General features: G+C 66.0%; 21 protein-coding genes and 1 tRNA gene. 16 read left to right on the top strand and 6 right to left on the bottom strand.

Annotation, left to right across the window (positions count from 1 at the left end):
- Nucleotides 1-19: 19 nt before the first annotated feature.
- Nucleotides 20-1,444, bottom strand: a complete 1,425-nt coding sequence (tldD, locus tag K1T73_RS03965) for a metalloprotease TldD (protein ID WP_220602692.1) — start codon at nt 1,442-1,444, stop codon at nt 20-22.
- Between the two features lie 192 nt (nt 1,445-1,636).
- Between tldD and coxB the strand changes: the two genes are divergently transcribed.
- The 9 genes from coxB to K1T73_RS04010 all read left to right on the top strand — a co-directional run bounded on the left by coxB (nt 1,637) and on the right by K1T73_RS04010 (nt 9,154).
- Nucleotides 1,637-2,530 (top strand): cytochrome c oxidase subunit II, encoded by an 894-nt coding sequence (coxB, locus tag K1T73_RS03970; protein ID WP_259400436.1) that lies wholly within the window; start codon nt 1,637-1,639, stop codon nt 2,528-2,530.
- Nucleotides 2,531-2,618: 88 nt separating this feature from the next.
- A complete protein-coding gene (cyoE, locus tag K1T73_RS03975; protein ID WP_220602693.1) occupies nt 2,619-3,566 on the top strand; it encodes a heme o synthase in 948 nt (315 codons plus the stop codon).
- A gap of 2 nt (nt 3,567-3,568) precedes the next feature.
- Nucleotides 3,569-3,739 (top strand): hypothetical protein, encoded by a 171-nt coding sequence (locus K1T73_RS03980; RefSeq protein WP_220602694.1) that lies wholly within the window; start codon nt 3,569-3,571, stop codon nt 3,737-3,739.
- The gene (locus tag K1T73_RS03985) at nt 3,739-4,320 is read left to right on the top strand and encodes a cytochrome c oxidase assembly protein (protein WP_220602695.1); all 582 of its coding nucleotides are present in this window, start codon (nt 3,739-3,741) and stop codon (nt 4,318-4,320) included. The genes K1T73_RS03980 and K1T73_RS03985 overlap by 1 nt, the downstream gene beginning before the upstream one ends.
- A gap of 23 nt (nt 4,321-4,343) precedes the next feature.
- On the top strand, nt 4,344-5,144 hold the full coding sequence (locus K1T73_RS03990) for a cytochrome c oxidase subunit 3 (protein ID WP_220602696.1): 801 nt from the start codon (nt 4,344-4,346) through the stop codon (nt 5,142-5,144).
- Nucleotides 5,145-5,233: 89 nt separating this feature from the next.
- A complete protein-coding gene (locus tag K1T73_RS03995; RefSeq protein ID WP_220602697.1) occupies nt 5,234-5,923 on the top strand; it encodes an SURF1 family protein in 690 nt (229 codons plus the stop codon).
- Nucleotides 5,920-7,311, top strand: a complete 1,392-nt coding sequence (gene thrC / locus K1T73_RS04000) for a threonine synthase (RefSeq protein WP_220602698.1) — start codon at nt 5,920-5,922, stop codon at nt 7,309-7,311. The genes K1T73_RS03995 and thrC overlap by 4 nt, the downstream gene beginning before the upstream one ends.
- Entirely contained in the window at nt 7,308-8,570 is a 1,263-nt protein-coding gene (locus K1T73_RS04005; RefSeq protein WP_220602699.1) for a pitrilysin family protein, read from the top strand. Before thrC ends, K1T73_RS04005 begins: the two co-directional genes overlap by 4 nt.
- A complete protein-coding gene (locus K1T73_RS04010) occupies nt 8,570-9,154 on the top strand; it encodes a GNAT family N-acetyltransferase (RefSeq protein ID WP_220603605.1) in 585 nt (194 codons plus the stop codon). Before K1T73_RS04005 ends, K1T73_RS04010 begins: the two co-directional genes overlap by 1 nt.
- Before the next feature lie 34 nt (nt 9,155-9,188).
- Here the strand turns inward: K1T73_RS04010 and yidD are convergent, their stop codons facing one another.
- From yidD to rpmH, 3 genes are read right to left on the bottom strand one after another with little or no spacing between them, the layout of a single operon-like run.
- Nucleotides 9,189-9,407 (bottom strand): membrane protein insertion efficiency factor YidD, encoded by a 219-nt coding sequence (gene yidD / locus K1T73_RS04015; RefSeq protein WP_220602700.1) that lies wholly within the window; start codon nt 9,405-9,407, stop codon nt 9,189-9,191.
- Nucleotides 9,404-9,799, bottom strand: coding sequence for a ribonuclease P protein component (gene rnpA, locus K1T73_RS04020; protein ID WP_220602701.1), 396 nt, complete (start codon nt 9,797-9,799; stop codon nt 9,404-9,406). Before rnpA ends, yidD begins: the two co-directional genes overlap by 4 nt.
- Nucleotides 9,800-9,828: 29 nt before the next feature.
- Entirely contained in the window at nt 9,829-9,963 is a 135-nt protein-coding gene (gene rpmH / locus K1T73_RS04025; protein WP_012177012.1) for a 50S ribosomal protein L34, read from the bottom strand.
- A gap of 284 nt (nt 9,964-10,247) precedes the next feature.
- Between rpmH and K1T73_RS04030 the strand changes: the two genes are divergently transcribed.
- From K1T73_RS04030 to K1T73_RS04045, 4 genes are all read left to right on the top strand, one after another.
- The gene (locus K1T73_RS04030; RefSeq protein ID WP_259400437.1) at nt 10,248-10,997 is read left to right on the top strand and encodes a TVP38/TMEM64 family protein; all 750 of its coding nucleotides are present in this window, start codon (nt 10,248-10,250) and stop codon (nt 10,995-10,997) included.
- Nucleotides 10,998-11,001: 4 nt separating this feature from the next.
- Nucleotides 11,002-12,420 (top strand): NAD(P)/FAD-dependent oxidoreductase, encoded by a 1,419-nt coding sequence (locus K1T73_RS04035; protein ID WP_220602702.1) that lies wholly within the window; start codon nt 11,002-11,004, stop codon nt 12,418-12,420.
- A gap of 18 nt (nt 12,421-12,438) precedes the next feature.
- Nucleotides 12,439-13,830: a sensor histidine kinase gene (locus tag K1T73_RS04040; RefSeq protein ID WP_220602703.1), complete on the top strand. Its 1,392-nt coding sequence runs from the start codon at nt 12,439-12,441 to the stop codon at nt 13,828-13,830.
- A gap of 71 nt (nt 13,831-13,901) precedes the next feature.
- Nucleotides 13,902-13,978, top strand: a tRNA-Arg gene (locus K1T73_RS04045).
- A gap of 472 nt (nt 13,979-14,450) precedes the next feature.
- Here K1T73_RS04045 and K1T73_RS04050 read toward each other — a convergent pair.
- Together K1T73_RS04050 and K1T73_RS04055 are read right to left on the bottom strand one after the other, a co-directional pair.
- Entirely contained in the window at nt 14,451-15,818 is a 1,368-nt protein-coding gene (locus K1T73_RS04050) for an ATP-binding protein (RefSeq protein ID WP_220602704.1), read from the bottom strand.
- Complete coding sequence (locus K1T73_RS04055; protein WP_220602705.1) at nt 15,815-16,474, bottom strand: response regulator transcription factor; 660 nt, start codon at nt 16,472-16,474, stop codon at nt 15,815-15,817. The genes K1T73_RS04050 and K1T73_RS04055 overlap by 4 nt, the downstream gene beginning before the upstream one ends.
- 145 nt (nt 16,475-16,619) lie before the next feature.
- Between K1T73_RS04055 and K1T73_RS04060 the strand changes: the two genes are divergently transcribed.
- From K1T73_RS04060 to K1T73_RS04070, 3 genes are all read left to right on the top strand, one after another.
- Complete coding sequence (locus tag K1T73_RS04060; protein WP_220602706.1) at nt 16,620-16,946, top strand: PepSY domain-containing protein; 327 nt, start codon at nt 16,620-16,622, stop codon at nt 16,944-16,946.
- Between the two features lie 278 nt (nt 16,947-17,224).
- Nucleotides 17,225-17,602 (top strand): PepSY domain-containing protein, encoded by a 378-nt coding sequence (locus tag K1T73_RS04065; protein ID WP_220602707.1) that lies wholly within the window; start codon nt 17,225-17,227, stop codon nt 17,600-17,602.
- A gap of 38 nt (nt 17,603-17,640) precedes the next feature.
- Complete coding sequence (locus K1T73_RS04070) at nt 17,641-18,111, top strand: DUF2271 domain-containing protein (RefSeq protein ID WP_220602708.1); 471 nt, start codon at nt 17,641-17,643, stop codon at nt 18,109-18,111.
- The last annotated feature ends 5 nt before the right edge of the window (nt 18,112-18,116 follow it).

Here is an 18,116-nt window from a genome sequence, read left to right on the forward strand (position 1 = left end):
GAAGATCCGTGATTTCCTGTCAGCCCGCCGCCGAGCCGCCCACGGTGAGCCCGCCGATCATCACGGTCGGTTGGCCGACCCCCACGGGCACCCACTGGCCGGCCTTGCCGCAATTGCCCAAGCCGGGGTCGAGCGTCATGTCGTTGCCAAGCGCGCGGATTTTCTGGAGCGCGGTGGCGCCGTCGCCGATGAGGGTCGCGCCCTTGACGGGGGCGCCGACCTTGCCGTTCTTCACGCGGTAGGCCTCGGTGCAGGAGAAGACGAACTTTCCGTTGGTGATATCGACCTGCCCGCCGCCGAAGCCCACCGCATAGATTCCGTCCGCGAGGTCGGCGAGGATGTCGGCGGGGTCCGCGTCGCCGCCCAGCATGTAGGTGTTGGTCATGCGCGGCATGGGCGCGTGGGCGAAGCTCTCGCGGCGGCCATTTCCGGTGGGCGCGACCCCCATGAGGCGGGCGTTCTGCCGGTCCTGCATGAAACCCGTGAGGATCCCGTCCTCGATCAGGATGTTGCGGCCCGAGGGCGTGCCCTCGTCATCGACGGTGAGCGACCCGCGCCGGTCGGGCAGGGTGCCGTCATCGAGGACGGTGACCCCGGGCGCCGCGATGCGCTTGCCCATGAGGCCGGCGAAGGCCGAGCTTCCCTTGCGGTTGAAATCGCCCTCGAGGCCGTGGCCGATCGCCTCGTGCAGGAGGATGCCGGGCCAGCCGGGGCCGAGCACCACGTCCATGACACCGGCCGGTGCGGGTTCGGCGCGCAGGTTGACGAGCGCGATCCTGATCGCCTCGCGCGCCTTGCCCTGCCATGACACCGGGTCGAGCAGGCCATCGAGCCCCACGCGCCCGCCGCCGCCCGCGGTGCCGGATTCGCGGCGCCCGTCCTCGTCGACGATGACCGAGACCTGCACCCGTGTCATCGGCCGCGTGTCGGTGACGAGCGCGCCGTCGGGCCGCAGGATCGCGACCTCCTGGAGCGAGGCGGCGATGGAGGCCGTGACCTGCACGACGCGGGGGTCCAGATCGCGCGCGAAGGCGTCGATCTCGCGCAGGGTCTCGAGCTTGACCGGGAAAGCGGCCCCGGCGATGGGGTCGTCATCGGTGTAGAGCCGCCTGTTGGTGCGGGGCGGTCCGGCGTCGAGCGTGCCGCCGCCGTCGCCCACGGCGAGGCGCGCGGTCTCGACCGCGCGGGCCAGCGCGGCGTCGGAGATATCCGTCGAATGGGCGTATCCCGTCACCTCGCCGAGCACGGCGCGCAGGCCGAATCCCTCGGAGGCGTCGTAGCTTGCGTCGCGCACGCGCCCGTCGTCGAACACCACCGCCTCGGAGCGACGGCGCTCGAGGAAAAGCTCTCCGTCATCGGCGCCATCAGTGGCGGCGCGGAGCCGCGAGAGGGCGGTGTCGCGGTCGAGGGAGGTTTCGAACGGGCGGAAGGATGTGTCGGACATGGGGTGCTTTCGCTCTGTCGCGGCAGGGTTTTCTTGATCTGGATCAAAAAAGCGTCGGTTTGCCGCAATGGTCTTTCTTGTCTGTCGGGTCAGAATATGGTTTTAACCAGCCTTGAAACAACGGGATTCCGCGCGAGCCTCGCGATTAGTTCCGTGACGACGACATATGCCACAACCGATCAGGGTGCATCCATGCGACTTTTCCCGAAGATGCTGGCCGCAATGGCCGCCATGACAGCCCTCCCCGCCGCCGCGCAGCAGGTGGGCGAGGATCTTCCGATCATCGGGGCGCCCGAGCCGGGTGCCATGGGCTGGCAGCCCGCCGCGACCGAGCTGGCGCGGGACCTGCATTGGCTGGACGGGATGATCCTCGTCATCATCACCGGGATCGTGATCCTCGTGGTGGCGCTGATCGGCTTCTGCATCGTCGCCTACAACCGCCGGGTCAACGCGACGCCCGCCAAGTTCACCCACAACTCGCCGGTCGAGGTGGCATGGACGATCATCCCGATCATCATCCTGATCTTCATCGGGGCCTTCTCGCTGCCGGTGCTGTTCAAGCAGCAGGAGATCCCGGAGGGCGAGATCAACATCAAGGTGACGGGCTACCAGTGGTACTGGGGCTATGAATATACCGACGAGGGCTTCGGCTTCGACAGCTACATGATCGGGCAGCCGGCCACGGGCGGCAACTATGTCAAGGACGAGAACGTCATCCAGCAGCTTCAGGAAGCGGGCTACAGCGAGGACGAGTTCCTGCTGGCCACGGATACGGCCGTGGTGGTTCCGGTCAACAAGGTGGTGGTGATGACCGTCACCGGCGCGGACGTGATCCACAGCTGGACCATCCCCGCTTTCGGGGTGAAGCAGGACGCGGTGCCCGGTCGCCTGGCGCAACTGTGGTTCAGTGCCGAGCGCGAGGGTATCTATTTCGGCCAGTGCAGCGAGCTTTGCGGCAAGGACCATGCCTACATGCCGATCACCGTGAAAGTGGTGAGCGAGGAGGCCTACGAGCAATGGCTCGAGGATGCCAAGGCCGAGTATGCAGGTGTCCCGCAGGGGTATGACGTCGCCTCGGCGGAGTGAGCCGACGCAGCCGGGGTATGCCGGGCCGAGGGCCCGGCCTGCCCGAACGTGATACGTGAGCGGACCTGCCGCGACGTGGAAGGGTGATATGACCGACGCAAGCCTCAATGCCAGCGAAAGCCGCCCCGGCGACTACGACGCCGGGTTCGGGGATTACTTCGCGCTTCTGAAGCCGCGGGTGATGTCGCTTGTCGTGTTCACGGCCTTCGTGGGCCTCGTGGCCGCGCCGGGGGCGGTGCATCCCGTGGTGGCCTTCGCCGCGATCCTCTTCATCGCGGTGGGCGGCGGCGCGTCGGGTGCGCTCAACATGTGGTGGGATGCGGATATCGACCGGGTGATGAAGCGCACGGCGAAGCGTCCCATTCCCGCCGGTCGGATCGAAGAGGGCGAGGCGCTGGCATTCGGCGCCGCGCTGGCCGGGATCGCGGTGGTGATGCTGGGGCTTGCCGCGAACCTTGTCGCGGCGGGGCTGCTGGCCTTCACGATCTTCTTCTACGTGGTGGTCTATTCCATGTGGCTCAAGCGGTGGACGCCGCAGAACATCGTGATCGGCGGCGCCGCGGGGGCGTTTCCGCCGATGATCGGCTGGGCCGTGGTGACGGGCGGGATCGCGCCGGAATCGGTGCTGATGTTCCTGCTGATCTTCATGTGGACGCCGCCGCATTTCTGGGCGCTCGCGCTTTTCATGAAATCCGATTACGAGAAGGCCGGCGTGCCGATGCTGACCGTGACGCATGGGCGCCGGTCGACGCGGCGGCACATCCTGGCCTATACCGTTCTGCTGGTGCCGGTGGCGATCGCGATCGCGTTCACCTCGATCGGGGGTCTCGTCTATCTCGGGGTCGCGATCCTTCTGAACGCCGCGTTTCTCAAGGGGGCGTGGGACATCTGGCGCCGGGACGAGGTGCAGGCGGAGGCAGACGGCTACCGCACCGAGAAACGCGTCTTCGCGCTGTCGCTCCTCTACCTCTTCGGTCATTTCCTGGCGATTCTCGCGCAGGCCTTGCTTGCCGATTTCGGCATCAGCGGGTGGTGATCATGGGACTATCGCGCGAACACGAGATGCACAAGCGGCGCTTTGGCCGAAATGTCGGGCTCGGCCTCGTGCTCGTGGGGTTCGTCGTGCTGATTTTCGGCCTCACGGTCGCGAAGGTGACGCAGGACGAGTTCCAAGTGCCCGATACCACCGAGATCGGGGGAAGTGAGTGATGGCGATGGATCCGAACGCGAAGGTCGTGACGCGCCTTGTCGGTGTCGTCGTGGTGATGGGGGCGCTCGCCTGGGCGTCGGTGCCGTTCTATGACTGGTTCTGCCGGGTGACGGGGTTCGGCGGGGTGACGAACACCGCCGATGCGGGCTCCGAGGAAATCCTCGAGCAGACCATCAAGGTCCGGTTCGACGCGAGCAAGGCGCGTGGGATGCCGTGGGAATTCAAGCCGGTCGAGCGCGAGATGGAGCTGCGTATCGGCGAGAACGGGCTGGCCTTCTACGAGGCCTACAACCCCACGAACCGACCCGTGGCCGGACAGGCGAGCTACAACGTCACGCCCTACGAGGCGGGGAATTTCTTCGTCAAGGTGGATTGCTTCTGTTTCGAGGAGCAGGTGCTCCAGCCCGGCGAACGGGTGCTGATGCCCGTGAGCTTCTACGTCGATCCCGAAATCGTCACCGACCGGGACGCGAAATACACCCATACGATCACGCTGGGTTACACATTCTACGAGATCGACCTGCCGGAGACGCAGGCGGCCCTTGTGCAACCGAATGAAAACGATAAAACCGTGAACTGAGCCGTCATGCGAGGGATAGCGATATGGCACATGAAAAGAACCACGACTACCACATTCTGAACCCCTCGATCTGGCCCTTCTTCGGGGCGGTTGCAGGTTTCATCATGCTGTTCGGCGCGGTGTTGTGGTTCCACGACAACGGCCCGTGGGTGTTCCTGATCGGGGTCGTCGGCGTGCTTTACACGATGTTCGGCTGGTGGTCCGACGTGATCGCCGAAAGCCGTGCAGGCGATCACACGCCGGTCGTGCGGATCGGGCTGCGTTATGGCTTCATCCTTTTCATCATGTCCGAGATCATGTTCTTTTCGGCGTGGTTCTGGAGCTTCTTCAAGCACGCGCTTTACCCTATGGGTCCCGACAGCCCCGGCGTCGACGGCGTCTGGCCGCCCGCGGGAATCGAGACCTTCGATCCGTGGCACCTGCCGCTGATCAACACTCTGATCCTTCTGTGCTCGGGTGCGGCGGCGACATGGGCGCACCATGCGCTTGTCCACGAGAACAACCGCGAGGACATGAAATGGGGTCTGATCATCGCGATCGGCCTCGGCGTCCTGTTCACCGCGTTCCAGGTCTATGAATACAGCCACGCGGCTTTCGGATTTGCCGGCAACATCTATGGCGCGAACTTCTTCATGGCGACGGGGTTTCACGGCGCGCATGTGATCATCGGCACGATCTTCCTGTTCGTGTGCCTGCTGCGCCTCTATCGTGGCCATTTCACCCCCGAGAAGCACGTGGGGTTCGAGGCAGCGGCCTGGTACTGGCACTTCGTTGACGTGGTCTGGCTTTTCCTCTTCGCGGCGGTCTACGTCTGGGGCGGGTGAGGGCTCTCGTCCAGGCGATGGACCTTGAGTGTTTTGACAAGATGAAGGTGCGGGGGCTGGTCTCCGCACTTTCCATTTGAGGATCGGGGATGCAACGCAGCGTGATCGTGCCGGTGCTGTTCGGAGCGGTGGGTGTGGCCATCCTGCTGCGCCTCGGTTTCTGGCAGGTGGAACGGCTGGGCGAGAAGGAGGCCGCCATCGCGCGCATCGAGGCGCGGATCGCGGAGCCGCCGGTGCCGCTGCCCGACACGCCCGACCCGGATGCGGACAAGTACCTGCCCGTGACGGTCACCGGCGATTTCACCGGAGAGGATTTGCGCGTCCTCGTGAGCCTCAAGCAGGTGGGGGCGGGGTATCGCGTGATCTCGGTCATGGAAACGGAGGCGGGACGCATCTTGGTGGACAGGGGCTTCGTGGAAGTTGCAACGGCCGCAACGCCGCGACCTGCCGAAGGGGTCACGATCACGGGCAACCTGCACTGGCCGGACGAGGTTGACGGCTACACGCCCGAGCCCGACACCGAGAAGAACCTGTGGTTCGCGCGCGACGTGTCGCGCATGGCACGTCATCTGGATGCGCGACCGGTTCTGGTGGTGGCGGCGCAGACGACGGAGGAGGCACCGGTCGCCACGCCACTCAGGGTGGACACCGCGCATATTCCGAACGATCACCTGGAATACGCGATCACCTGGTTCGCGCTGGCCGCGATCTGGGCGGCGATGACCGGCTATTTCCTGTGGCGCACCCGGCGGCGCCCGGCAGAAGGTAAGGACAGTTGAAATACATCTCGACACGGGGCGCGGCCCCGAGCCTGACATTCGAGGAGGCGATGCTTACCGGGCTCGCGCGGGACGGGGGGCTTTACCTGCCCGAGCGGATCCCGCAGCTGAGCAAGGAGGAGATCGCGGGTTTCGAGGGTCTGCCCTACGAGGAGGTCGCGTTCCGGGTGATGCGGCCCTATATCGGCGACGCCTTCACCGACGACGAGTTCCGCGGCATCATCGCGCGCGCCTACGAGGGGTTCGCGGTCACGTCCCGCGCGCCCCTGAAACAGCTTGCACCGGGGCATTTCCTGCTCGAGCTGTTCCACGGGCCGACGCTCGCGTTCAAGGATTTCGCGATGCAACTCATCGGACAGCTTTTCGAGGCGTCGCTCAAGCGCTCGGGGAGTCGCGTCTGCATCGTGGGCGCCACGAGCGGCGATACCGGCAGTGCCGCCATCGAGGCGTTCCGGGGACTCGAGGCGGTGGATGTCTTCATCCTCTATCCGCATGGGCGCGTTTCGGAGGTGCAGCGGCGGCAGATGACGACGCCGTCCGAGGCCAACGTGCATGCGCTGGCCATCGACGGGCATTTCGACGACGCGCAGGCGCGTGTGAAGGACATGTTCAACGATTTCGACTTCCGCGACGAAGTGCGTCTTGCGGGTGTCAATTCGATCAACTGGGCGCGGGTGCTGGCGCAGGTGGTCTATTACTTCACCGCCGCCGTGAGCCTTGGCGCGCCGCACAGGGCGGTGTCGTTCACCGTGCCCACGGGAAATTTCGGCGATATCTTCGCGGGTTATATCGCGCGCGCCATGGGTCTTCCCGTCGAGCGGCTGGTGGTCGCGACGAACCAGAACGATATCCTGCACCGCTGCCTGACCACGGGCGAGTATCGCGTGAGCGGGGTGAGCCCGTCGATCAGCCCCTCGATGGATATCGAGGTGAGTTCCAATTTCGAGCGTGCGCTGTTCATGGCTCTGGGGCGGGACGGGCGCGCGGTGGCGCAGCTCATGGACGAGCTCAAGGGATCGGGCGGGTTCACCCTCAGCCAAGGCGTGCGCGAGGCCCTGTCGGAGGTCTATGACAGTGGCCGGGTGAGCGAGGACGAGACGCGCGCCGAGATCGCACGGCAGACGCGCGAGGCGGCCGAGCTTCTGTGTCCGCATACCGCCGTGGGCACCCATGTGGCCGAGCGGCACCGGCGCGCGGGCGTTCCGATGGTGACGCTCGCCACGGCGCATCCCGCGAAGTTTCCCGACGCGGTCGAGGAAGCGGCGGGCGTGCGGCCCCCCTTGCCACCGCATATGGCGGACCTGTATGAGCGCCCGGAACGGATCACGCGGGTCGGCAACGACCTGGGCGAGATCGAAGCCCTCATCAAGGAACGGTGCGTCAAGTGAGTGTCAGGCTGACCGAGTTTTCCAACGGTTTCCGCGTCGTGAGCGAGCATATGCCCGGGCTGCAATCCGCAGCGATCGGGATCTGGGTGCTGGCCGGGGCGCGCCATGAGCGCAGCGAGCAGAACGGCATCGCCCATTTCCTCGAGCACATGGCCTTCAAGGGAACGAAGCGGCGCAGCGCGCTCGAGATCGCGGAGGCGATCGAGGATGTGGGCGGATACATCAACGCCTATACCACCCGCGAGGTCACGGCCTATTACGCGCGGGTGCTGGAGCGGGACACGCCGCTCGCGCTTGACGTGGTGGCGGATATCCTGCGCAACCCGGTCTTTGACGCCGACGAGATCGAGGTCGAGCGGGGCGTGATCCTGCAGGAGATCGGGCAGGCGCTCGATACGCCCGACGACGTGATCTTCGACTGGTTGCAGGAGCAGGCCTATCCCGATCATCCGCTGGGGCGCACGATCCTGGGCGCCGAGGACCGGGTACGCGGGTTCGGCCGCGCCGATCTCGAGCGGTTCGTGGGCGAGAGATACCAGCCGCAGCAGATGATCCTCGCGGCCGCGGGCGCGGTCGACCACGAGGCCCTCGTGCGGCAGGCCGAGACCCTCTTTGCCGACATGGCGCGCGGCGCGGGCGGGACCGTCGAGCCGGCACGCTTTACCGGGGGCGAGGCGCGGGTGATCAAGTCGCTCGAGCAGGCGCATTTCGCGCTGGCGCTCGAGGGGCCGGACTATCGCGCGCCGGGCATTCACACCGCGCAGATCTACGCCAACGCCTTGGGGGGCAGCATGTCGTCGCGCCTTTTCCAGGAGGTGCGCGAGCGACGGGGCCTGTGCTACACGATCTTCGCGCAGGCCGGGGCCTATTCGGACACCGGCATGATGACGGTTTATGCGGGAACGGCGGCGGAGCAGCTTTCGGAACTTGTCGAGATCACGGTGGACGAGATGAAGCGCGCGGCCGATGACATGCGCGAGGACGAGATCGAGCGCGCACGCGCACAGATGAAGGCCGGGCTTCTCATGGGGCTCGAGAGCCCGTCGAACCGCGCCGAGCGGCTGGCGCGGATGTTGCAGATATGGGGCCGGGTGCCCGAGCTCGACGAGGTGGTCGCGCGGATCGACGCCGTGACGTTGCGCGACGTGCGCGAGATGGCCGCGGATTTCGCGGCGCGCGCCCCGGCGGCGATGGCGCTTTATGGTCCGGTGGAGGGCGCGCCGACGCTGGAGGCATTGCAGGAAAGGCGTGCTGCGTGATGCTCCTGGCTCGGCGGAAGGTGCGGATCGAGACCGAGCGTCTGACCTTGCGCCAGCCGATGATGAGCGATCACCGGATGTGGGCGGCCCTGCGCCGGGAAAGCGCCGAGTTCCTGACCCGGTGGGAGCCCGCCTGGGCCAACGATCACCTGAGCCGGAAGTCCTTCACGAGCCGCGTCTACTGGGCACAGCGGTCCATCGCGAACGGCTCGGCTTTGCCGCTTTTCCTGATCCGGCGGGAGGATGAGCGGCTTTTGGGGGCGATCACCCTCGACAATATCCGGCGGGGTCCGGCGCAGGCGGGGACGCTGGGCTACTGGATCGGGGCGAGCCATGCGCGGCAGGGCTACATGCGCGAGGCGATCGAGGCGGTGGTGCATCACGCGTGGGGCCGGCTCGATCTGAGCCGGATCGAGGCGGCATGCCTGCCCGAGAACACCGCCTCGCGCCGGTTGCTTGAGAAATGCGGCTTCAAATACGAGGGCGTCGCGCAGAGCTATCTGCAGATCGACGGGCGCTGGCGGACGCATGTTCTTTATGCCGCGCTGCGGCTCGATCGCCGGGGGCGCACGGACGTGGGCTGATAACTCGAGCGAGTTCAGGATAAGATGAAGGGCCTCACGGCACGTTGTCGATGCCCGATCTGCCCCAGGGGTGGCAGCGCGCGATGCGGCGGAGGGTGAGCCAACCGCCGCGCAGGCCGCCGTGCTTGGCCAGCGCCTCGAGCGCGTAGGCGCTGCAGGTCGGATGGAAGCGACAGCCATGGCCAACCCAGGGCGAAAAGACCAGGCGGTAGCCGCGCACCGGAAGCGCCAGGAGATAGGCCAGGGGGGTCATCTTTCGTGCAGCTTGCGCAAGGCGGTGACCAGGTCGTCCTTGAGCGCGTCGAAGGGGCGGGCGGCGGTCGCTTCGGCGCGGCCGATGAGGACATAATCCCAGCCCGGCTTTCCATGGAGCGGCAATACGGCACGGGCGGCCTCGCGCAGGCGCCGCTTGGCGCGGTTGCGGGCGACCGCGTTGCCGACCTTTTTCGAGCAGGTGAAGCCCATGCGGATGGCGGGGTTGTCGTCGCGCCGGTCGCGGGCCTGCACCATCATCGACGGCGTGCCCTGCCGGGCTGCGCGGGCGGCGGCGAGAAAGTCGGCCCGCGTCTTGATGATCTCCGGACATGACGATGCCGCCGATGGCATCGTCCCCGTGTCATCCGCGGGGGCTGTCGGCGGTGTCATGTCAGGTTGACCTGTCGGCTTGGCGGCGCTCAGGCGCTGAGCGACTTGCGGCCACGTGCGCGGCGCGCGTTCAGGATCTTGCGGCCGGCCTTGGTGGCCATGCGCGCACGGAAGCCGTGGCGGCGCTTGCGAACGAGGTTCGAGGGTTGAAAGGTGCGCTTCATCGCTCCGTCTCCGATTGTCTTGTCGGGGCGGACCCTGCGGGAATCGCGGGATCACGGGCCCATGTATCTCGAAGCCCGGTCTATAGAGGGGGTGCGGGGCCAAGTCAAACCCTGCGGGCGCGCATTCTGCAACAAATCCGTGCCCGGCCCCGCATGGGCTGTTACATATGGCTCGACCGGGGGCCGAATGGGGAATTCGCCATCACCGTCGATCAATCGCGCGTGACCGGGCTATGCGCGGCGGCATCCACGGCGCATCTTGGCTGGAAACGAGCGAGACCGACATGCGAGATGACAGAATGGACGAGGCCGGCCCCCGCGACGATAACAGGAGCCCGTGGCGACACGCGCCACTTGCCGCGATCATTACCGCCGCGATCGTGGGGTATTTCACCCTGGGCGACTACCTGAGCTTCGACACGCTGCGCGACAATCGTGAGGCGCTGCTGGCCTATCGCGACGCGCATTACCCGCTTCTCGCGCTGCTTTTCGTCGCCGTCTACTTCGTGATCGTGGCCTTCTCGCTTCCGGGTGCCGCCGTGGCATCGGTGACGGGCGGGTTCCTCTTTGGGTTGACACTCGGGACGATGTTCAACGTCGTTGCGGCGAGCCTTGGGGCCTTCGCGATCTTCTGGGCGGCGCGCACGGGGTTGGGCAGGGCCCTGGCCGCGCGGATGGAAGCGAGCAAGGGAACCATCAAGCGCCTGAAGGCGGGCCTGCACGAGAACGAGATCAGTGTCCTTTTCCTGCTGCGTCTCGTGCCGGCGGTGCCGTTCTTCGTCGCCAACCTGCTGCCGGCGCTGGTGGGGGTCAAGTTCCGCAACTTCGCCTTCACGACCGTGCTGGGCATCATTCCCGGCGCCATCGTGTTCACCTGGATCGGTGTGGGACTCGGAGAGGTGTTCGACAGGGGCGAAAGCCCCGACATGAGCCTCTTGTGGGAGCCGCAGATCATCGGCCCGCTCCTGGGCCTCAGCGCGCTCGCCGCGCTGCCCATCGTGGTCCGCGCGCTGCGCGGTCAGAAGGAGGTGTGACGGCATGGCCAATCTCAAGACGGACATCCTGGTCATCGGGGCGGGATCGGGCGGCCTTTCGGTGGCCGCGGGCGCGGTGCAGATGGGTGCGGACGTGATCATGCTCGAAGGGCACCGGATGGGGGGCGATTGCCTCAATTACGGGTGCGTGCCTTCCAAAGCGCTCATCGCGAGCGGGAAGGCCGCCCATGCGCAGGCCAATGCCGGCCGGTTCGGGGTGGCAAGCGTCGTGCCGGAGGTGGATTACGCGGCCGCCAAGGATCATGTGGCGGAAGTGATCGCGCAGATCGCGCCGGTGGACAGCCAGGAGCGGTTCGAGAGCCTCGGCGTCCGGGTCATCCGCGAATATGGCGAATTCATCTCGGAGACCGAGATGCGCGCGGGCGCGGACGTGATCACCGCGCGGCGTATCGTGATCGCGACCGGGTCGTCTCCGCTCGTCCCGCCGATACCGGGGCTCGAAACCGTGCCCTACGAGACGAACGAGACCCTGTTCGAGTTGCGCGAGAAGCCCGGACACCTTCTGATCGTCGGTGGTGGCCCCATCGGCATGGAGATGGCGCAGGCGCATCGCCGGCTGGGATGTGACGTGACGGTGATCGAGGGGGAGACCGCGCTGGGTCGCGACGATCCCGAGACCGCGGCGATCGTGCTCGACGCGCTGCGCGAGGAAGGCGTCGAGATCGCCGAAGGCGCGATGGCCAAGAAGGTGCGCGGCCAAGCGGGCGCGGTCGAGATCGAGGTCGAGGACGGGCGCGTGTTCCGGGGCACGCACCTGTTGATGGCAGTCGGCCGCAAGGCGAACGTCGAGCGGCTCAACCTCGCGGCCGCGGGGATCGAGACGACGCGGGCGGGGATCAAGGTCGATGCCGGGCTGCGCACGACCAACCGCAGGGTCTATGCCATCGGTGACGTGGCGGGCGGCCTGCAATTCACCCACGTGGCGTCATATCATGCCGGCCTGGTCATCCGCTCGGCGCTTTTCGGTCTGCCGGTGAAGCAACGGACAGCCCATCTTCCCTGGGCCACCTATACGCAGCCGGAACTTGCCCAGGTCGGCCAGACCGAGGCGCAGGCGCGCGCGGCGCATGGTGACAGGCTCGAGGTGGTGCGGTTCGAATACGCTCACAACGACCGGGCCATTGCCGAGCGCAAGACCACGGGTCTCATCAAGGTGATGGTGGTCAAGGGACGCCCGGTGGGCGCCTCCATCGCGGGCTGTCAGGCGGGCGAACTCATCAATCTCTGGGCGCTGGTTCTTGCAAACGGCCTGAAGATGACGCAGGTCGCGAACATGGTGGCCCCCTATCCGACCATCGGTGAGATCAACAAGCGCGCGGCGGGTGCCTATTTCTCGCCGCGGCTGTTCGAAAGCCGTATGGTGAAGCGCATCGTGGGGCTGGTGCAACGCTGGCTGCCGTAAGGGCCGCGGGGACGGGACATGCTCAATTCGCTTTCTGGACGCTTCCTGCTCCTGACGCTCATCTTCGTGATGCTGGCCGAAGTGCTGATCTTCGTGCCGTCGGTCGCGCGGTTCCGCGAGGATTACCTGCTCTCGCGGCTCGAGCGTGCACAGATCGCATCGCTCGCTCTTCTGGCGGGCGAGGAGATCAGCCCCGATCTCGAGGAAGAACTGCTGGCGAACGCGGGCGTGTTCAACGTTGTGCTGCGGCGGGACGAGGCGCGCCAGCTTGTCCTGTCGTCGCCGATGCCCAAGCCGATCTCGGCGACGTTCGATCTGCGCGATGCGACCGCGCCCGAGCTTATCCGCGACGCGATCGCGCGGCTTCTCGACCCGGAGCCGGAGGTGATCCGGGTCATGGGCGAGCCCCTGCGGATGGCGGGGCTCTTGATCGAGGTCACGATGGATACGGCCGATCTCAGGGCCGCGATGATAGATTACGGTCTGCGTATCCTCGCGCTCTCGGCGGTCATCTCGATCATCACCGCGGTCATGCTGTTCGTCGCGGTCCGCATCTTCCTCGTGAAGCCGATCAAGAGGGTGGTGGGAAACATGAAGACCTATGCGGCGGCCCCGGAGGACGCGCGTGGCGTCATCATGCCCACGGCCGGCATTCGCGAACTGCGCGAGGCCGAAGAGACGCTTCAGGTCATGCAGACGCAGATCACCCAGTCGCTGCGTCAGAAGGAGCGGCTTGCCCAGCTTGGCGGCGCGGTGGCGAAGGTGAGCCACGATCTGCGCAACATACTGACCTCGGCGCAGCTTTTCACCGACCGGATCGAGATGAGCGAGGATCCGGGGGTGCGCCGCCTTGCGCCGAAGCTCGTGGGGTCGATCAAGCGGGCGGTGCATCTGTGTGAATCAACGCTCGCCTTCGGTAAGGCCGAGGAACCGGCGCCGACGCTCGGGATCGTGCCGTTGGCCGATATCGTCGAGGACGTGCTGGCGAGCGAGCGGCTCGCCGTCGGCGAAGATGGCCCCGTCGCCTTCGAGGAGCGGGTGCCGGAGGGCATGATGATCCGCGCCGACGCCGAGCAGATGTATCGCGTGATCGCCAACCTTGCCCGCAACGCGCGGCAGGCGATCGAGGCGGGGCCGGGAGACGGCCGTATCCTCATCGAGGCCAACGAGGACGAGGCCGCATGGCGGATCCGCGTGCGCGACACCGGACCCGGCCTGCCCGAGAAGGCGCGCGCGCATCTTTTCACCCCGTTCCAGGGGGGCACGCGCAAGGAGGGCACGGGGCTCGGCCTGTCGATCTCGGCCGACCTGGTGCGCGGCCATGGCGGGCAACTCGTGCTCGAGCAAACCGGGCCGGACGGCACGAGCTTCGTCATCATCCTGCCCAAGGGATCGCTGACGCCCGGATGAGGGCCCCCGTGCGTTTTCTCACGCCATCCCCCTTGCAATGACCGGCCAGTGGCGATAGATGCCTGCGGGACGGACCGATAGCTCAGCTGGATAGAGTACTTGACTACGAATCAAGGGGTCGGGGGTTCGAATCCTCCTCGGTCCGCCACCTTGACCGCAAGACATTGAAAAGTAATCACTTTTTTTGCGGTTTGCACGTTGGTTCGGGTTCCTGCGTTTCAGTTTGCACGTTCCGTTCTTGTTCCAGCCCCGTGACTGCGCGGCGGCGATCCGCTTTCTTCGCGTATCTCTCGACCTCTTGAAGGGTCATATGGCCTAGCCATGCGACCCCTAAGATCTTGTTCTTCCACAGAAATGTGTTTAGCAGCGCAAAGGCCGGACCGAAGCCACCGATGCCGAAGAAAGTCCTGAGGCACTCCACCGCACTGCACCGCGAAGGAAGGTTCCTTCAGCAGCAATGTCAGGGCGTACCAACCGATCATCGAATACGACCGGCGGTCGACGCGTGAGCAAACGAAGGATTGGTGCGGTTGTCCAGAGGTTTAGCGATCGGCGATCTCCTCAGCAACTATGCCGCGATGCGGAAGGAGACGCGAAGCGGCTGACCTGCCCAACGCTTCTTACGTCCGGAGCGGCGCAGGTCGTGCGAAGGCGTCCGGAAGATCTGTCGGCAACTTGATGGAGACCTGGAAACCCGACGCGGTGCCGGGACGAGGCGACTGGAGAAGGAGGGGGCTTCCGATCCGGTCGGCAATGGCGGCGACGATGGCGAGGCCGAGTCCGCTGCCGTAAGTGCTTGCATGTGCCCGCTCGAAGCGCGCCGTCAGGCGGTCGAGGGTTTCGCGCGGTAGGACGGGACCGTCGTTCGCCACGATCAGTTGCCCGTCTCCTGTCAGGGTCACGTCGACCGAAGCATTCTCCGCTCCATGACGGAGGGCGTTCTCCACGAGGTTTCGCAAGAGGATTCCGAAGGCGTCGGGGTCGATGTCCGACATGACGCCCGTCTCCGGCAGTGTCAGCACCACCCGCCCTGGCGCGTCCGCCTGCCCGATATCGTCCACAATAACACGCGCGACAGCTCTCAAGTCCGAGCTTCGGTCCGTCCGCAGTCGTCCGCCTTCCGCCCGCGCAAGCTGCATGAGGCGCTCGGAAAGCCGCGTCAGGCGCTTGAGCGTCGCCTCGATCTCTGCAGCGCGCGCGTCAGTGGCCGGATCGCACGTCTCCGACCGGATCCGCTGCGCCTGCGCGATGGCGCCCGCCAACGGCGTCCGAATTTCATGGGCAGCGTTCGCCGCGAAGCTGCGTTCAGCCTCGAACGCCTCGCGCAACCTTTCCAGAAGGTTGTTCAGGGTTGCAGCCAGCGGTCCGATTTCCGTCGGCAGGTCTTCGGCGGGAACCTCCGACAGGTCGCGGGCGCTGCGTGCCTCGATCCGTGTGCGGTAGCGGCGCAGGGGGGCCAGGCTGAAGCGGACGGCCAGGATGATCGCAGCGAGTGCCACGGGCAGCACGACCAGCAGCGGCAGGCTTAGGCCCACCCGGATTTCCCGCGCGACCGATGCGCGATGCGCAAGCGGCTCTGCCACGGTGATGCGGATCGTCCCCTGGAGCGCCGCGTCGCTGTAAAGGCGATGCGTGGCCGTCTGCTCGAACCCCGGCTGGCTGTAAGGCGGGAACGTTGCGGGATTCGCCGCGTGGGATTGCAGCAGGATGCGCCCCTCAGCGTCACGGACAACGTAGGTGAAGAACTCGTCATGCTCGCGGATCGGCGCGAGCCGCTGCGTCACACCCTGATCTTCGCGGCCCACGATGTCGGTCACCGCCAGCGGCAGGATGCGCTCGGCGGTCTCGCGCAGGGCAGAGTCGAAGATCTCGTCCAACTCGTCCCTGACGATCACCGCCGTGACCGTCGCGGCCAGCAACCAGAGGATCGTCAGCACGAGGTCCAGCGTCAGGCCCAGCCGTGCCTGAAGGCTGCGCGGCCACTTCACGGCTTGCCCAGCCTGTAGCCCATGCCGCGCTCGGTCTCGATGACGGCGCTTCCGAGCTTCTTGCGCAGCCGGCTGACATGGACCTCGATGGTGTTGCTCTCCACCTCGGTGTCGAAGGCATAAAGCTTCTCCTCCAGCTGCGGCTTGGACAGCAGTTGCCCCGGACGCGCGAGGAACGCCTCGAACAGCGCCCATTCGCGCGCCGTCAGCTGGACGGGTTTGCCGTCGCGGTGAATGCTGTGCGCGGCCAGGTCGATGTCCAGCGGCCCATGGGTGACGATGGGGTTGGGGTTGCCGCTGTAGCGCCGCGCGACCGAGCCGATCCGGGCCGACAGTTCGGACAGGTCGAAGGGTTTCACGAGGTAGTCGTCGGCGCCCGAGTTCAGGCCCTCGATCCGGTCCGAGACCTGGTCGAGCGCTGTCAGGATGATGACCGGCGTCACGTCGCCCCGCGCGCGCAAGCCCTTGAGAAATCCGATCCCACGACCGTCCGGCAGCATCAGGTCGAGCAGGATCAGGTCGTAGGAGGTGGCGCGCAGCGCGTCGCCCGCCGCGTCCAGGCGCGTGACCCAGTCCGCCGATTGGCCATCGGCAGCGATCTGGTCGCGCACGGCAGCGCCGAGAGTCGTGTCGTCTTCGATCAGAAGCATGCGCATGTCTGGTCCCGCTCCTTCCCCATGACCTTGCATGATCCGTCCGGCTGACACGCAGCTGAAGCGGGTGGGCCGCCTCCCTTCAGGTTGCGGTCAGCTTTGGCGCGCATGAATTACAGCAAGGGGCGTGCCACGGGGAGTTTGACGCATGAAGAAGACATTGACAATTCTCGGCTTTCTCGCGGTTTTCCCAGCCGGCGTGGCGCTGGCGGACGACGATTGCCTCGTGCCGATGGCTGACTGGCAGCCGCGAGACGTCGTTGCCCGGCTGGCCGACGAAAATGGCTGGACGGTGCGCCGCATCAAGATCGACGATGGCTGCTACGAGATGGACGCCCGAGATACCGAAGGGCGCCGAATCGAGGTGACTATCCATCCGGCCACGCTCCAGATGATCGAGTTCGAATACGAAGACGAGGACGACGACGATCGCCGCGACAAGGACCGAGGCCGGGATCGGGATCACGAAGACTGACTTCGGTATACCGTATCGGTCCGAACCTCAATTATTGCCACCATACAATGACGTACGACGGTTATCCCGCCACTTCCCGTAATATTTCCTGATCGTTTGATACTGTAAACCGCAATATCCCCGGACCGATATGACCCCCCCCTCCTCCGCGGGGGTTTTCTGCTTTCCTCCGGCCTTTTTCTTTCTGACGGCAAGCTGACACAGGAATCGCTCTGCCGTCAGGAAGCCCTCAGGTCGGCTCTCCAGACTGGTCTCAGCAGACAAAGGGAGACCCTGCCATGAAAACGACACTGACCACAGTTTCACTTGTTGCACTTCTGGCGGCTGGTGCCGCGCTGGCCGATGACGACGTTTGCACCGCGCCCCGCGACACGTGGCAGTCGCGCGAGGCGGCGATGCAGATGGCCCAGCAAAACGGCTGGACCGTCCGCGAGATCAAGATCGACGATGGTTGCTACGAGATCGAAGGCCGCGACAGCGATGGCCGGGAGATCGAGGTGAAAGTCGATCCGGCGACGCTGAAGGTTGTCGAGACGGAATTCGAGGACGATGACAACCGCGACGGCGCCCGCAGTCCTACCCGGGCCGGCACCGCCCAGCCGCCGCAGAACGGCCTCTTCGGGAACGGCGCGCCGCCGCAGGTTCAGGTCAACTGAGCCTCTCCGCAACACATCTCCGAACAAGGATAGATCCGATGAAATCCGTACTCGCCACGCTCGCGCTCACCACGGCGCTCAATTTCCCCGGCCTTGCGATGGCACGGCCGGTGACGCTGACCGCGACCCTCAACAATTATGGCGGCGACGGGGCCTATCTCGCGCTCTACGTCTCCGACCCAGCGGGCACCTATGTCGGCAGTCTCTGGATGGCCGGCGGCAAGTCGAAATACTACGAGCATCTGAGTGACTGGTACCGCGCAACGGGCGGTGACCCGGCACAGGTGAACGGCATCACCGGCGCAAGCGTCGGCGCGGGGCGCACGCTCGAGATCACTCTTGACTTGGCCGACGCGCTGTTCGACGCGGGCTACACCCTCCACATCGACGCCGCCGTCGAGGACATGCGCGACAGCCCGAACGAGGTGGCGGTGCCGCTCACGACCGAGGGCGCCGGGACGCCCGTGCGCGGCCGCCGCTACGTCGCCAGTTTCCAATACGACATGTGAAGGAC

This window comes from Roseovarius sp. SCSIO 43702 (assembly GCF_019599045.1).
In the GTDB taxonomy this organism is placed as follows: Bacteria; Pseudomonadota; Alphaproteobacteria; order Rhodobacterales; family Rhodobacteraceae; genus Roseovarius.

What these genes read in the sequence shown, in the direction of transcription:
- tldD (WP_220602692.1), bottom strand. Translation starts at nt 1,444, where the DNA reads ATGTCCGACACATCCTTCCGCCCGTTCGAAACCTCCCTCGACCGCGAC.
- coxB (WP_259400436.1), top strand. Translation starts at nt 1,637, where the DNA reads ATGCGACTTTTCCCGAAGATGCTGGCCGCAATGGCCGCCATGACAGCC.
- cyoE (WP_220602693.1), top strand. Translation starts at nt 2,619, where the DNA reads ATGACCGACGCAAGCCTCAATGCCAGCGAAAGCCGCCCCGGCGACTAC.
- K1T73_RS03980 (WP_220602694.1), top strand. Translation starts at nt 3,569, where the DNA reads ATGGGACTATCGCGCGAACACGAGATGCACAAGCGGCGCTTTGGCCGA.
- K1T73_RS03985 (WP_220602695.1), top strand. Translation starts at nt 3,739, where the DNA reads ATGGCGATGGATCCGAACGCGAAGGTCGTGACGCGCCTTGTCGGTGTC.
- K1T73_RS03990 (WP_220602696.1), top strand. Translation starts at nt 4,344, where the DNA reads ATGGCACATGAAAAGAACCACGACTACCACATTCTGAACCCCTCGATC.
- K1T73_RS03995 (WP_220602697.1), top strand. Translation starts at nt 5,234, where the DNA reads ATGCAACGCAGCGTGATCGTGCCGGTGCTGTTCGGAGCGGTGGGTGTG.
- K1T73_RS04010 (WP_220603605.1), top strand. Translation starts at nt 8,570, where the DNA reads ATGCTCCTGGCTCGGCGGAAGGTGCGGATCGAGACCGAGCGTCTGACC.
- yidD (WP_220602700.1), bottom strand. Translation starts at nt 9,407, where the DNA reads ATGACCCCCCTGGCCTATCTCCTGGCGCTTCCGGTGCGCGGCTACCGC.
- rnpA (WP_220602701.1), bottom strand. Translation starts at nt 9,799, where the DNA reads ATGACACCGCCGACAGCCCCCGCGGATGACACGGGGACGATGCCATCG.
- rpmH (WP_012177012.1), bottom strand. Translation starts at nt 9,963, where the DNA reads ATGAAGCGCACCTTTCAACCCTCGAACCTCGTTCGCAAGCGCCGCCAC.
- K1T73_RS04030 (WP_259400437.1), top strand. Translation starts at nt 10,248, where the DNA reads ATGCGAGATGACAGAATGGACGAGGCCGGCCCCCGCGACGATAACAGG.
- K1T73_RS04035 (WP_220602702.1), top strand. Translation starts at nt 11,002, where the DNA reads ATGGCCAATCTCAAGACGGACATCCTGGTCATCGGGGCGGGATCGGGC.
- K1T73_RS04040 (WP_220602703.1), top strand. Translation starts at nt 12,439, where the DNA reads ATGCTCAATTCGCTTTCTGGACGCTTCCTGCTCCTGACGCTCATCTTC.
- K1T73_RS04055 (WP_220602705.1), bottom strand. Translation starts at nt 16,474, where the DNA reads ATGCGCATGCTTCTGATCGAAGACGACACGACTCTCGGCGCTGCCGTG.
- K1T73_RS04060 (WP_220602706.1), top strand. Translation starts at nt 16,620, where the DNA reads ATGAAGAAGACATTGACAATTCTCGGCTTTCTCGCGGTTTTCCCAGCC.
- K1T73_RS04065 (WP_220602707.1), top strand. Translation starts at nt 17,225, where the DNA reads ATGAAAACGACACTGACCACAGTTTCACTTGTTGCACTTCTGGCGGCT.
- K1T73_RS04070 (WP_220602708.1), top strand. Translation starts at nt 17,641, where the DNA reads ATGAAATCCGTACTCGCCACGCTCGCGCTCACCACGGCGCTCAATTTC.